15 protein-coding genes are annotated in these 12,477 nt (G+C 29.0%); 11 read left to right on the forward strand and 4 right to left on the reverse strand.

Features of this window, described 5'->3' with window-relative positions; genetic code table 11:
• Window positions 1-23 precede the first annotated feature (23 nt).
• Window positions 24-290, reverse strand: a complete 267-nt coding sequence (locus A7L45_RS03020) for a hypothetical protein (protein ID WP_071611401.1) — start codon at window positions 288-290, stop codon at window positions 24-26.
• A gap of 245 nt (window positions 291-535) precedes the next feature.
• On the opposite strand from A7L45_RS03020, the gene A7L45_RS03025 reads away from it, so the two are divergent.
• From A7L45_RS03025 to A7L45_RS03035, 3 genes are read left to right on the forward strand one after another with little or no spacing between them, the layout of a single operon-like run.
• Window positions 536-1,255: a lantibiotic protection ABC transporter ATP-binding protein gene (locus A7L45_RS03025; protein ID WP_071611402.1), complete on the forward strand. Its 720-nt coding sequence runs from the start codon at window positions 536-538 to the stop codon at window positions 1,253-1,255.
• The gene (locus A7L45_RS03030; RefSeq protein ID WP_071611403.1) at window positions 1,248-1,994 is read left to right on the forward strand and encodes a lantibiotic immunity ABC transporter MutE/EpiE family permease subunit; all 747 of its coding nucleotides are present in this window, start codon (window positions 1,248-1,250) and stop codon (window positions 1,992-1,994) included. Before A7L45_RS03025 ends, A7L45_RS03030 begins: the two co-directional genes overlap by 8 nt.
• 2 nt (window positions 1,995-1,996) lie before the next feature.
• Entirely contained in the window at window positions 1,997-2,773 is a 777-nt protein-coding gene (locus A7L45_RS03035) for a lantibiotic immunity ABC transporter MutG family permease subunit (protein ID WP_071611404.1), read from the forward strand.
• Window positions 2,774-2,793: 20 nt separating this feature from the next.
• On the opposite strand, the gene A7L45_RS03040 is transcribed toward A7L45_RS03035, so the two are convergent.
• The gene (locus A7L45_RS03040) at window positions 2,794-3,603 is read right to left on the reverse strand and encodes a hypothetical protein (RefSeq protein ID WP_071611405.1); all 810 of its coding nucleotides are present in this window, start codon (window positions 3,601-3,603) and stop codon (window positions 2,794-2,796) included.
• Window positions 3,604-3,838: 235 nt separating this feature from the next.
• On the opposite strand from A7L45_RS03040, the gene A7L45_RS03045 reads away from it, so the two are divergent.
• Window positions 3,839-4,279 (forward strand): hypothetical protein, encoded by a 441-nt coding sequence (locus tag A7L45_RS03045; protein WP_071611406.1) that lies wholly within the window; start codon window positions 3,839-3,841, stop codon window positions 4,277-4,279.
• Between the two features lie 13 nt (window positions 4,280-4,292).
• Here the strand turns inward: A7L45_RS03045 and A7L45_RS03050 are convergent, their stop codons facing one another.
• A complete protein-coding gene (locus A7L45_RS03050) occupies window positions 4,293-5,546 on the reverse strand; it encodes an MFS transporter (RefSeq protein ID WP_071611407.1) in 1,254 nt (417 codons plus the stop codon).
• Between the two features lie 244 nt (window positions 5,547-5,790).
• On the opposite strand from A7L45_RS03050, the gene A7L45_RS03055 reads away from it, so the two are divergent.
• The 3 genes from A7L45_RS03055 (at window position 5,791) to A7L45_RS03065 (ending at window position 8,108) form a co-directional block, all read left to right on the forward strand.
• Window positions 5,791-6,531 (forward strand): GNAT family N-acetyltransferase, encoded by a 741-nt coding sequence (locus tag A7L45_RS03055; RefSeq protein WP_224616792.1) that lies wholly within the window; start codon window positions 5,791-5,793, stop codon window positions 6,529-6,531.
• A gap of 222 nt (window positions 6,532-6,753) precedes the next feature.
• Window positions 6,754-7,449: an aspartate/glutamate racemase family protein gene (locus A7L45_RS03060; RefSeq protein ID WP_071611408.1), complete on the forward strand. Its 696-nt coding sequence runs from the start codon at window positions 6,754-6,756 to the stop codon at window positions 7,447-7,449.
• Between the two features lie 92 nt (window positions 7,450-7,541).
• Window positions 7,542-8,108 (forward strand): flavodoxin family protein, encoded by a 567-nt coding sequence (locus A7L45_RS03065; protein WP_071611409.1) that lies wholly within the window; start codon window positions 7,542-7,544, stop codon window positions 8,106-8,108.
• A 68-nt stretch (window positions 8,109-8,176) separates the two neighbouring features.
• Here the strand turns inward: A7L45_RS03065 and A7L45_RS03070 are convergent, their stop codons facing one another.
• Window positions 8,177-8,578: a pyridoxamine 5'-phosphate oxidase family protein gene (locus A7L45_RS03070; protein ID WP_071611410.1), complete on the reverse strand. Its 402-nt coding sequence runs from the start codon at window positions 8,576-8,578 to the stop codon at window positions 8,177-8,179.
• A 128-nt stretch (window positions 8,579-8,706) separates the two neighbouring features.
• On the opposite strand from A7L45_RS03070, the gene A7L45_RS03075 reads away from it, so the two are divergent.
• From A7L45_RS03075 to A7L45_RS22505, 4 genes are all read left to right on the forward strand, one after another.
• Entirely contained in the window at window positions 8,707-9,042 is a 336-nt protein-coding gene (locus A7L45_RS03075) for a winged helix-turn-helix transcriptional regulator (RefSeq protein ID WP_071611411.1), read from the forward strand.
• A gap of 131 nt (window positions 9,043-9,173) precedes the next feature.
• The gene (locus A7L45_RS03080; RefSeq protein WP_071611412.1) at window positions 9,174-10,763 is read left to right on the forward strand and encodes an ABC transporter permease; all 1,590 of its coding nucleotides are present in this window, start codon (window positions 9,174-9,176) and stop codon (window positions 10,761-10,763) included.
• Window positions 10,764-10,783: 20 nt separating this feature from the next.
• A complete protein-coding gene (locus tag A7L45_RS03085; RefSeq protein ID WP_071611413.1) occupies window positions 10,784-11,671 on the forward strand; it encodes an ABC transporter ATP-binding protein in 888 nt (295 codons plus the stop codon).
• Complete coding sequence (locus A7L45_RS22505) at window positions 11,668-12,402, forward strand: hypothetical protein (protein ID WP_084647330.1); 735 nt, start codon at window positions 11,668-11,670, stop codon at window positions 12,400-12,402. The genes A7L45_RS03085 and A7L45_RS22505 overlap by 4 nt, the downstream gene beginning before the upstream one ends.
• Window positions 12,403-12,477 lie beyond the last annotated feature (75 nt).

The raw sequence follows: 12,477 nt of genomic DNA on the forward strand, positions 1-12,477 counted from the left end.
TTTATCACCTAGCTATATTTTATTTATACTATTGTCTCAATATTAACGAGCTTAGGTTCAGTACCAGAAGGTGTTGCAGAAACATATATTTTTACTAGTCCAGTTTTAGGTGGTAATGTTACAGTAGTAGACTTAGCTATAAATACATAGTTAACTCCATTTACAACTTGAGTAGCAACTACTATAGGTTCAAAAGTAGAACCTACGAAGCCTTTTAGAGCAATACCAAGTACTTTTTTATTTTCTTTACTAACAGGTTCTTGAATTGTCCATCCCCCACAAACTTTCATCTCATTCCCTCCTTATTATTTTACTTGAATGTACCTAAATAATTATATATCTTTGATAGGTTTTCTATATACAAACAATATATGGATTTTGTTGTTTAAGTGTGATTGGATAAAATTAAAAATACTTACTTTATAATACAATATTAAACGATATTAAACGATATATAAAGTATATTTCAAATCCTTATAAAATCCTTATAATTGCTTGGTATTATAAAACTATAGTAAAGGAAAGGGTGATAAATATGGATTCTTATATTTTGAAAACAGAAAAATTGTGTAAAAAGTTTGGGAAACAACAGGTAGTTAACAATATTTCACTAATGGTTGAAAGGAATTCTATCTATGGGTTACTTGGTCCTAATGGTGCAGGAAAATCAACAACATTAAAAATGATAACAGGGCTTTTACGTCCAACCTCAGGTAATATAATATTTGATGGACATCCATGGGATAGAAAAGATTTAAAAGATATTGGAGCATTGATTGAATCTCCGGCACTCTATGGAAATCTCACTGCGAAGGAAAATCTTAAAGTACACACTAAATTGTTAGATTTGCCTGATTCCGAGGCACGTGAGGTACTTGAAATTGTGGATTTAAAAAATACGGGTAAGAAAAGAGCATCACAGTTTTCAATGGGTATGAAACAGCGTTTGGGAATCGCCATTGCACTTTTAACTCATCCGAAACTTCTAATTTTAGATGAACCCACCAATGGACTTGATCCCATTGGAATACAGGAACTTCGGGAATTGATTCGTTCTTTTCCGTCTCAGGGTATTACGGTAATCCTGTCAAGTCATATGCTTTCAGAAGTAGAGCAAGTTGCGCAGCACATTGGTATTGTTAGTAATGGGATATTAGGCTATCAGAATGAAATTCATAAAGATGATGATTTAGAAAAACTATTTATGAAAATTGTGAAAGAAAGTAGAAAAGAAGGTGAAGCATCTAATGATTAATTATTTGCAATCTGAAAATTTAAAATACAAGCGAACATTTTCTCGAAAGATTATTGTCATGGCTCCATTATTTTTTATATTATATGCATTACTTACTATGGCAAATATGGGGACTGAAAATAATTATTTTATTATTATGGTTTTTAACTGGTGGCCACTTATATTTATGCCTATTGGTTCTGCACTACTTTGTTCTCTTTCTGATGCTAAAGAAAGAAAAGCTGGAAATTATAGAGGATTACGTTCACATAATGTAAGGAGCATAAGATTGTGGCTTAGTAAAAATGCTATTATTGCTTTCTATATGTTTTTATCATCCATAATTCTCATGGCCGTTGTCTTTCTATATAGTTTTTTAAAATCAGGAAATATGGCTTCAGTTTTGAAAATTTGTGAAGCAAGCATGGTAATTTGGATTACATCGGTTGGTTTGATTCCAATTTATTTGTTCCTAGCAACATGGTTAGGTATGGTTGCTTCAATTGGATGTGCTTTAATTGGACTTGCAGCAGGTGCTATGATGGCTCCTGAGCCATCATGGATATTGATGCCATGGAGCTGGCCATTGCGTTTAATGTGTCCTATTGCTCATGTACACCCAAGTGGTGTTCCTCTTCAGAATGGGGATATATTAATGAATCCATCTGTGATTCTTATTTGTATTATTGTATCGATTGTGTTTTTAATTATAACATTTTTACTCACCTCAATATGGTTTTCTAAAAGGGAGGTGCGTTAACTTTGAATATATTTAAATGTATCTCTGCCGATTGGATGAAAACAAAGCGGACTGCAATTAGACTTATTTTTATTTCCATATCCATTGCTTATTCTATTTTAATGTTATTATATTTTTCAAACAATAAAATACAATATGTAATGTATGATGGATTTTTTAAGGTGATTTCAGTTTTTCTCCCCCTTTTGGTAAGTTTAATTTCAGGGTTTATTGGTATGCAGGAGGAAGGTGCAGGAAATTTTAGCATAATTCTAAGTTCAACTGTTCCAAGAACAACAAGTTATCTTAGCAAACTTTTTCTACTTGAGATTATGACCACTATTTCCATTTTTCTTTCTACTTCTATGTTTTTACTTGGAATGAAGTTTATTTTGCATATAGAAAACATACAATATAGTTTATTTTTTCAAGGTTCATTTCTAACGGTTATTGGTTGTTTATTTTTGTATGTATTTTATCTGTTTTTAAGTTTTGCATTTGGAATGGGAGTTTCAATTGCATTAGGTGGCGCAGGATTTTTAATTGCTGCAATTATGGGCGCAACTGTAGTAGGTGATAAAATATGGAAGTTTATTCCTTGGACATGGCCAGCGCGCCTTTCAATCATCCCAGAAAGCCTTATGCCTGGGATACAACTTCCTATAGGGTTAGCTCCATCACAAGTTCTTACGTGGCTCTATGGAAGATACCTTCCATTGGTATTCCTAGTCACAATTATGCTGATAATTGCTAGCCTTATCTGGTTTAATGGGTGGGAAGGTAGAAAGTCCTATGAATAATAATTTTTCGAAATTTTTGTTTATTTGTTTAAAGGGTGAGAGTATAATGCAGATATCCTAATATAAATTGATTCCTGTTGCAACATTTTTTTATCTTTTGTATATGCACTTATTCCACCTATTTTAAACAAATCATCTATTGAACTTTTTGCAGATGAGTACTCTTTTATAAAATTACTATATGCAATTGATTTTGCATCATCTACTTTTTCTATAGATTTTTGCACTGGATTTAATATTCTTTCTTCAATTATAGAAGGATTCTTAAGTAAAGTTGATACACTAACATTGTTTGAAAAGTGCTTATCATTGTTTGTTTTGTCTGTATTATTTGGTTTAGTGTCATCTAATTTTCCAAAATCTAGTGTTATATTAAGACTCTTAGACAATATAACACTAGTTTTACCATCAGATCCAGTTAGCGTAATTGTCTTATCTCCTAATACATTATTTTCTTCTTTTTGATTCATAAGACTGCCTAAATTATTTAATAATTCCTCTGCTTGTTTTTCAATTTTTGACTTATCATTTTCACTCAAATCAGAACTTGCATATTGTTTTGATAGCTCTTTGAGTTGGTTGCCTATATCTTTTATATTGTCTAACCCTACCTCTTTTTCTTGTAAAGCTGACATTCCAATTTCTATTTGTTGTTCTGAATTTTGACTAAGTGCAAATTGAGTATTCATATTCCTTATTTTCTGTTTCATAATTTCTTCGGAACTTAAATTTTTGTTATTGGTAATAATATTTTTGTTACTTACTACCTTTTGAAGTTGTTGGTTACTAATATTATTTATATATGGATTTTTTATATTTCCAATAATCATTTTATATTTTCCCCCTTTAATAAGATCTAAAAAAACAAATCATATTATAGTTATCGAAATTAAAAGATCAAACATTAGGTTTAAGAAAGAAATTTTTGAATAAAATAACTTATAATTGAAATTATGATATAATATAGTGTAAAAAGAAACTACAATTTAGAAAACATTTGTAGATTATGGTGCTGTAATATAGTTATGATATATTTGATAAATATATTTTAAAGGAGTAATAATTATGATTAGTTTAAAAAAACATAAAAAATGCATATTATTTCTTATATGTTTAATTTCTCTATCTATATTAATGGTTGTATATAATAATCAAAAACAAAACCAGAACCCAAATAAACAACATAATAAATTTGGTCACATTGATAAAAAAAATATCACCAGTTTTAAAGTAAGAAATATGAAAGGCGAGGAAAAAGAAATTAAAAATCAATCAGATAGAGATAATCTAATTGATTTAATTAATAGTTTAAAAATTACCAAGTCAGGTGTGGAACTACGGGATGGAATAGGTTTTGGTGTTATAATAATATATTCAAATGGGGAGAAGTTCTCAGCCAGTTTTTTGGCTTCAAGTATGGTTTATTTAATTGATGACAAGAGTATTTGTTGTGACATAGACAAAAACATTGTTGACAATTTAAGAAATTGTTATGATAAAAATTAGGGTAAAATCTTTTTTATTTACTATCTTTTGCATTTGAAAATATGTTAATTTTCAATGACCCAAGTACTGTAACCATCAAAACTAATGCCACGAAACCACAACCGAAAAATCCTAAATTAGGTCCGAATTTTTCTGTAATGGTGCCTGCAAAAAGATTCCCAAGAGGAGTGGTTCCATTATTAGCCAAGGAATAAACACTCATTACTCGACCTCTATAATCATCACTTGTGTTTAACTGAATTGTTGAATTTACTGAAGTTGAAAAAGCTACGGTGAAAAATCCAACTAATGCGAGCATTAGCGAAGACATTAGGTAAGAATGTGTAAATAGCAAAACAGTTTGAGACAAACAAACTAATATTGAACTACCATAGAGTAACTTCTTATTTGGACCTTTTCTAGTAGTAGTTATAACGGTTAAAGCTGCGATAAGAGAACCTACTCCCATGACTGATAAAAGAGTACTATATCCACCAGCTCCTTGATGAAGAACTATTGTAGAAAAGACAGGAATAATAACATCAGAATTCATAGAGAAGGTTCCAACTGCAAACATGGATAACACTGCTGCTAAAATTGTTTTATTTGATATAATATACTTTAAACCCTCATTTATACCTAAAAACATGTTACCACTTTGTTTTCTTATATATGAACGAGTTGGTTTAATCAAAACGATACCTATAATTACAGCTATAAAGCTTAAACCATTAAAAAAGAAGCATAGTGCGGTTCCAAAACGTACCATTAAATAGCCAGCAATTGCTGGTCCTATAATTCTTGCCACATTAAACACAGAGGAATTTAGTCCAATGGCATTTATTATGTTTTTCTTTTCAACCAATTCCGGTATAAAAGATTGTCTTGTAGGCATATCTAGCGTATTTACAAAACCCATTATGATTGCAATAACAAGTACGTGCCAATAGTGTACTTTACCACTCCATACTAGAAAGGATAGTGTAAAGGCTAACATCATCAAAATGCTTTGAGTAAATATAAGCACTTTTTTCTTGTTAAATCTATCTATAAACACACCTGCAAATAGAGAGAAGAAAAGAACTGGGGTAAATTGGGCCACACCTAAAAGTCCTAATAATAATGGGGATTTTGTAATGCTATATACTAACCATTGCTGAGCTGTTCGCTGCATCCAAGTGCCGAGTAAAGATATACACTGTCCGGTCCAAAAATACATAAAGTTTTTTTCCTTAAGTGCTGGAAAAGTATTACCTAAATTTCTTCTAACTACAGATAAGCTACTCATTAATATCTCCCTTTTTAGATGAAAACTTTTTTTATTAACAGTTCAGATTCATAATCATAATATGCTTTGGTTTTAATAAATTCAATTTTACATTTGACAACATATTATTAATATAACTAATATTAATAATAGTACTGGCATTAATATTAGTCAATTGATTGAAAATTATAAATTGTAATTATAAAACATATATGGTCTATATATTAATATAAAGAAATTATTCATATAAAAAGGAGATTAGAAAATGTCAGAAAAAATATTAAATCAAACTATTTGTTTAAAACAATACATATCAGAAAGGGAGTATAAAGAAATAAATAAACTAGAAGTACTTTGTAGTTTGAAAGACAAAACCAATTTAAAATTAGAATTAGATTATAAAGTAAGTGTAACCAAAAATGATTATATAGGTTTAAAGGAAATTAATGAATATTTATATTATGTAGAAGATGTTTTAGTGGCCTACCTTGGTATTTCAAGCTTTGGAGGCAATAATGGTGAAATTAATGGTATGACTCATCCAGACTATCGTAGAAAAGGCTTATTTACAAAGCTTTTTAAACTTGCAACAGAGGAGTGCCAGAAAAGAAACTTTAATAATATATTTCTATTATCAGATGGTAAATCAACATCGGGGACCTTTTTTATAAAGGCTGTATGTGGAAAATATGATTTTTCAGAGTATAGAATGAAGCTACTTAACAAAACTTTTTTAGAAAACATAAATTCAATCACTTTAAGAAAAGCTGAGAAAGCAGACAAAAGGGAAATAGCTAAACAAAATGCAATGTTTTTCTATGGTTCAGAAGAGGGTGAAAGTTTTCCAGAGGAAGAGGAAATCATAAATATGACAACATATATGATTGAATTAAATAAAGCTATTATAGGAAAAATTAGGATAGAATATAGCGATAATTCTGCATTTATATGTGGCTTTGGAATATTGCCAAATTTTAGAGGTAAAGGGTATGGAAACAAGCTTTAAAGGAAGTATTACGTATAATTAATGAAGAAAACATAAATGATGTAGGGTTGGATGTGGAATCTAAAAACAACACTGCACTTAATTTATACAAAGTTTGTGGCTTTGAGGAAATGTCTGTAATGAATTATTATAGGTTTAGCATATAATAGTTTCAGATATTTCATGACAAATTTATAAAAAATCGTATAATAATGATTTGAAAATGTAGAGGAGAGAATTAATTTGAAAACAATTGGTTTAATAGGTGGAATGAGCTGGGAATCATCACTTGAATATTACAGAATTATAAATGAAACTGTCAAATTAGAATTAGGAGGACTTCATTCGGCACAATGCTTAATGTATTCAGTAGATTTCGAAGAAATAGAAGTATTGCAGCATGAAAATAAGTGGGATGAATTAACTAATATTATGCTCAATGCTGCGGAAAAGCTTAAAAATGGCGGTGCTGATTTTATTATAATATGTACTAATACAATGCATAAAATGGCAAGTGATATAGAGAATAAGGTAGGAATAAAAGTTGTACACATAGCTGAAGTAACTGGTCAAAAAATAATTGAAAAAGGAATGAAAAAGGTTGGATTACTTGGAACTAAATTTACTATGGAACAAGATTTTTATAAACAAGTACTAAAGGAGAAATGTAATATTGATGTAATTATTCCAGATGAAAATGAGAGAGAAATCATTCATGAAATTATTTATAATGAATTATGTAAGGGTATAATAAATGAAGCTTCAAAGGAAAATTATATAAGTATTATAAAGATCCTAGCATTAAAGGGTGCTGAAGGAATAGTGCTAGGGTGTACAGAAATACCTTTATTGATAAAGCAAGAAGATGTTAATATACCAGTGTTTGATACAACAACAATACATGCTATCTCTGCGGTTGAATTTGCTTTAGATAAATAGGCTACAAATTATTGTGATGTTAGTATCCATTACTAAAATTTAACGACATAACAATAGTGATATTATATTCAATGATAGAAAGGAGGATATTTATGAAGGTGATTGGAATAAATGGTAGTGCCCGTAAAAATGGGAATACTGCAATATTAATTCAAACAGTGTTTAATGAATTGGAAAAGCAAGATATAGAAACAGAATTGATACAACTATTTGATAAAGAAATTAAAAGTTGTAAGGGTTGTTTTGCTTGTAAAGGGATTAGCGAATGTATTATTAGTGATGATGCTTTTAATGAATGCTTTCATAAAATGCTTGAGGCTGACGGAATTATACTCGGTTCACCAGTTTACTCAGCAGATATAACATCTAAGATGAAGGCTTTTGTTGAACGTTCAGGAGTTATTATTTCAACTAATCCTAAACTCCTTAAATATAAAGTTTGTGCCTCTGTTGTGGCACTTCGGCGCGGTGGTGGAATGACTGCTGTAGACACTTTGAATCATTTTTTATTAAACAAAGAAGTCTTATTGGTAGGTTCTACTTATTGGAATATGGTTTATGGGAAAGAAGTTGGTGATGTTTTAAATGATAAGGAAGGAATGGAAAATATGAAAAACTTAGGCCAAAATATGGCATGGGTATTAAATAAAATATATTAAACAGGCCCTAGCAAAACGGCTAGAACCTTTTTTATATAACCAACAACCTGGCTTACGGGTGGATTGATTTATATATATAGTGAGAATGTTTCAGGCTGAGCTGTAAAAGAAGAAATAGTAGCTGTTCCTTTTGTAAAGTATAAAACTGCAAAAATTCCATCATCAATGTTATACATAGTTTTTAAAGATGGAACAGCTTGAAGTGCTAATTCTTTTACTTCACGTCTGTCATCATTTGCAACTTCTCCAGTAACACGAATCCATTGTCCTTTTTTATTCATACCAGACATCTCAACTTTAGGATTTTCTAACATTTGTTTAAAACATTTTTTTGTATTGTTTGTGACAATGTATAATTTTCCTTCATACTCAAAGACAGCACCAAATGGTCTGACTCTTGGTTGATCACCTTCAGTAGTTGCTAAGTAAAAAATACCACTCTCTTGTAAAAATTCTAATGCTTTATTCATAATTATTGCTCCTCTCATATATGTGTGTTAAGATTGATTTCACACTAATAATACCATGTATATCAAAAACAACAAGTACGATCTTTTAATGATGTAAGTATCTAATGGATACTATGGAGGAAACTAAAATGGAGAGTAAAAATAGTCTTTTTGGGAAATGCCCATATTTCACAGCACAAAAAATATTTTCTGGAAAATGGTCAATATTAATTTTGTATCATTTGAGTGATGGAGCATTACGCTATGGCGAGTTACAAAGAGGAATAGGCAATATAACACAGTCTACATTAACAAAGCAATTAAGAATGTTAGAAGATTATGGATTGATTAGTCGATATGTTTATTCTGAAATTCCACCAAGGGTGGAGTATTCACTAACTGATCTAGGAAAAGCGTTCGATCCAGTATTAGAACAGTTTAGAATTTGGGGAAATAAATATATTGAGTCTCTTAAAAATGAATAAGGTAGATTAAGGTTATAGAAAAGCAATAAAACATACTATTAGTATATAATATAACATATTTATAATAAATTGACAGAATATGGGTGGTATGGTATCCTCTTACCAAGTATGTAAAAGGATAGGTGAGCACATTGAGAAAAATTAATGCTCTAATTAAATATGAGATTATTAATTTAAAAAGAGGAAAACTTATATGGGTTATTGCTGCTTTATATGCTTTTGGTATTCAGCAAACAATAAGTAGCATGAACTCAGGAGATGGTATATTTTTATCAGTAGTTGGGCTAATTAAAGTTTCTTGGTTACCATTAAATTTGATAATGGTGCCTATTTTGATATTGTGCATGAAAATTGGACAAAGTCATAATGATATTTTTGAAATCATAGATATTTCTCATAGAAAAATAATGTTAAGCAAACTTCTAACCTTGTCGATAATTGAGGGTTTCGTTTTGATTTTAAATATAACTATACTTGTGGCATTTGGGGTGATTTGTAAGGTTTCTGTAGGGTATTTTTTATATCAAAGTATAGGTTACATAATTAATACTATAGTTTTCTTAGTGGTATGCACTTGTGTGGGACTATTTATAGGACAAACTATTAGCAAGTATCTGGGGGAGGTAATAGGATTTATATCCATAATTTTAGTATTTTTAATTTTATGCAACTTTTATAAAACATCAAATATTATAGTTCCTCTTATTAATATAAGAATAATTCCAGGTGTTTTTGATGTTATAAGTTATGATAAGAGTTATTTATATCATAATATCTTATGGTTAATGATTTCATTTGGTTTATTAATATTACCTTATGATTACAAATACAGAAAAAAGGAAAATAGAAAAAACACTTTATTTCGGATAGGTGCATTAGTCTTAATTGCTATTTCCTGTATATATTTGGGTAGGAGCATATATTTAATGAGGCCCAGTTATTATAATATAACATCAAGAAATGAAGATATATCGGCTAAATATGGTGATAATAAAGATGGAACTTTCTTTGGTGAAAAGAAATGTGGCTATTATATTGATAAATATAATATGAATCTCGATATTACTAATAAATTAAAGAATGATTGTGAAATGGAGATAAAAGTTACTGGATCCGGAGTTAATTCTTTAGAATTAGGATTATATGAAAAATTAGATATATCTAAAATAGAAATTCAGGGAAAAAAATTGAAATTTAAAAGGACTAACCACAGCTTTATAGTAACGCTTCCAAGAGAATATACAAATAAAGAAATAATAAATATGAAAGTATCTTACGAAGGAGAAATAAACACAAGTTGGGTAGAAGGTCAAAAGTCATTTTATGTTAGGAATAATTCGTTTTTTTTGGCTGATGTTTTTGAATGGTATCCAAAATTAAATGATGATACAGATAAAGAATATAATATAAATATAAAGTATGCTGGAAAAAACAAAATATATTCTAACCTAAATGAAAAAAGCAAATCAAATCAATATGAATTTCAAGGGAAAGATAGGGATGTTGTTTTAATAAGTGGTAATATATCAGATAGAACGTATAAAGGGTATTTATTTATTGGTAATGAAGAATATATTAATAACAACAATAAATGTAATGATTTAATTGATTTTCTTAAAACAAAAAACAACCCAATAAATAGAATCTTACTATCACCATTTATTCCAGGAATTAATATGGATAAGCCTTATGAAAAAATGTTTTTATATTCAGTAGACTGATAAAGTGAGGAGTAGTGGTAATGAATACTTTAAAGGTAAGTAATTTAAATTATAAATATGGAAATGTAGAGGTACTAAAAAACATTTCTTTTGAAGTGAAAGAGGGTTTAGTAGGAATACTCGGACCTAATGGCGCAGGAAAAACTACAACACTTAAGCTTTTAACAACACTATTCGCGATTCAGGATGGAGAGATTTCTTTAAATAATTTAAATTATAAAAAAGATTTAAAAGATGTAAGAAAAACTATAGGGTATCTACCACAGGAATTTTCTACCTATGAAAATTTAAAAGGACGAGAGTTTTTAGAAATAGTAGGTAGTTTAAAACTTGATTCGAATAAAAAGAACATAAAAAAACATCTTGATGAAATTATAAAAACATTAGATATGAATGAGTATATAGATAGGAAGATAAAACAATATTCAGGTGGAATGAAACAAAAATTAGGGTTTGCGCAGGTGCTTATTGGCGACCCTAACTTAATCGTAGTAGATGAACCTACTGTGGGGCTTGATCCAGAACAAAGAAATATTATTAGAGAACTATTCCCAGTTATAAGTAAAAATAGAATAGTATTAGTTACAACTCATATAGTTGAAGATATTGAATACTATTGCAATTACTTACTAGTAATAAAAGCTGGTGAATTAATTTATAAGGGTACAAAAGAAAATTTTATAAATGAAGTAAGTGAATTGCTGTGGGAAAGTGATGTAGATGTTGATACACTTAATAAAATAAATGCCTCTGGTAATATTCTTACCACATTAAGTTCTTCGAATTTCTCACACATAAAATATATAAGTAAGGATCCTTTAACACCTGATTCTGTAAAAGTTAAGGTGAATCTACAGGATGCTTATATCATACATAGTAGGTTAAAAGAAAATGGAGTAAAGAAATGATTAAATTCTATTTAAAGTTTCAAAATAATATGCTAACTAAGAATTTACTGTATATAGTAACTTACCTTGTGATATTTTTTAATATAATTATAAGAATAATGCCAGATAAATTTATTCCTTTATACAATGGGGTTGCAGGGGGTGGAAATATAATTCCACAAAATTTATATGTTTATTGTGATGTATATCTTCTAATGTTATTTATAATACTGATATTTTTCTTTTTAGGTTCAGATTTTAATAACAGCATGGAAGAAATAGCTTTAGTAGTTGGTGGAAGTAGACCTAACAAATTTATGATAAGAAAGTTGGGTTCAATATTAATAATGTATACAATTTTGTATCTTATTTCCTTCTTCAACATTTACTTTTTATATAAAGGAATGATTGGAGCAAATGAAACACTACCTCCAATAAATGAAATACTTTTATATTCAATCACCACTAACATTTTTGTTATATCATTAAGTATATTTGTATTGCTTATCTCAAGAGACATAGCAGTAAGTACGTGTTTAATTACTGCTTATTATTTAATTGAAGAGGGCTTATGGAAATGTAAGATTACTCAAACAAATGGGATATTAGGACATGTATATTATTACTCTGATTATGGAAAAGGTGGAATTTTTAAAGTTAAATTAATATATATGATTATCTCAATAATTTTATTGTTTTTATCCTATAAAATTTCCCAAAGAAAAATAAATTTTAAAATTCATCATTCATAGTCTTTATATGTTTTTAACTTAAGGGGTTGGCCTTATAACATTTAGTTGGTGGAACTTATATATATTTATAAAAAA

The organism is Clostridium estertheticum subsp. estertheticum, assembly GCF_001877035.1.
GTDB lineage: Bacteria > Bacillota > Clostridia > Clostridiales > Clostridiaceae > Clostridium_AD > Clostridium_AD estertheticum.

Coding starts and splice junctions, on each gene's coding strand:
- A7L45_RS03030 (WP_071611403.1), top strand. CDS start 1,248: ATGATTAATTATTTGCAATCTGAAAATTTAAAATACAAGCGAACATTT.
- A7L45_RS03040 (WP_071611405.1), bottom strand. CDS start 3,603: ATGATTATTGGAAATATAAAAAATCCATATATAAATAATATTAGTAAC.
- A7L45_RS03020 (WP_071611401.1), bottom strand. CDS start 290: ATGAAAGTTTGTGGGGGATGGACAATTCAAGAACCTGTTAGTAAAGAA.
- A7L45_RS22505 (WP_084647330.1), top strand. CDS start 11,668: ATGATTAAATTCTATTTAAAGTTTCAAAATAATATGCTAACTAAGAAT.
- A7L45_RS03025 (WP_071611402.1), top strand. CDS start 536: ATGGATTCTTATATTTTGAAAACAGAAAAATTGTGTAAAAAGTTTGGG.
- A7L45_RS03055 (WP_224616792.1), top strand. CDS start 5,791: ATGTCAGAAAAAATATTAAATCAAACTATTTGTTTAAAACAATACATA.
- A7L45_RS03085 (WP_071611413.1), top strand. CDS start 10,784: ATGAATACTTTAAAGGTAAGTAATTTAAATTATAAATATGGAAATGTA.
- A7L45_RS03065 (WP_071611409.1), top strand. CDS start 7,542: ATGAAGGTGATTGGAATAAATGGTAGTGCCCGTAAAAATGGGAATACT.
- A7L45_RS03075 (WP_071611411.1), top strand. CDS start 8,707: ATGGAGAGTAAAAATAGTCTTTTTGGGAAATGCCCATATTTCACAGCA.
- A7L45_RS03050 (WP_071611407.1), bottom strand. CDS start 5,546: ATGAGTAGCTTATCTGTAGTTAGAAGAAATTTAGGTAATACTTTTCCA.
- A7L45_RS03070 (WP_071611410.1), bottom strand. CDS start 8,578: ATGAATAAAGCATTAGAATTTTTACAAGAGAGTGGTATTTTTTACTTA.
- A7L45_RS03045 (WP_071611406.1), top strand. CDS start 3,839: ATGATTAGTTTAAAAAAACATAAAAAATGCATATTATTTCTTATATGT.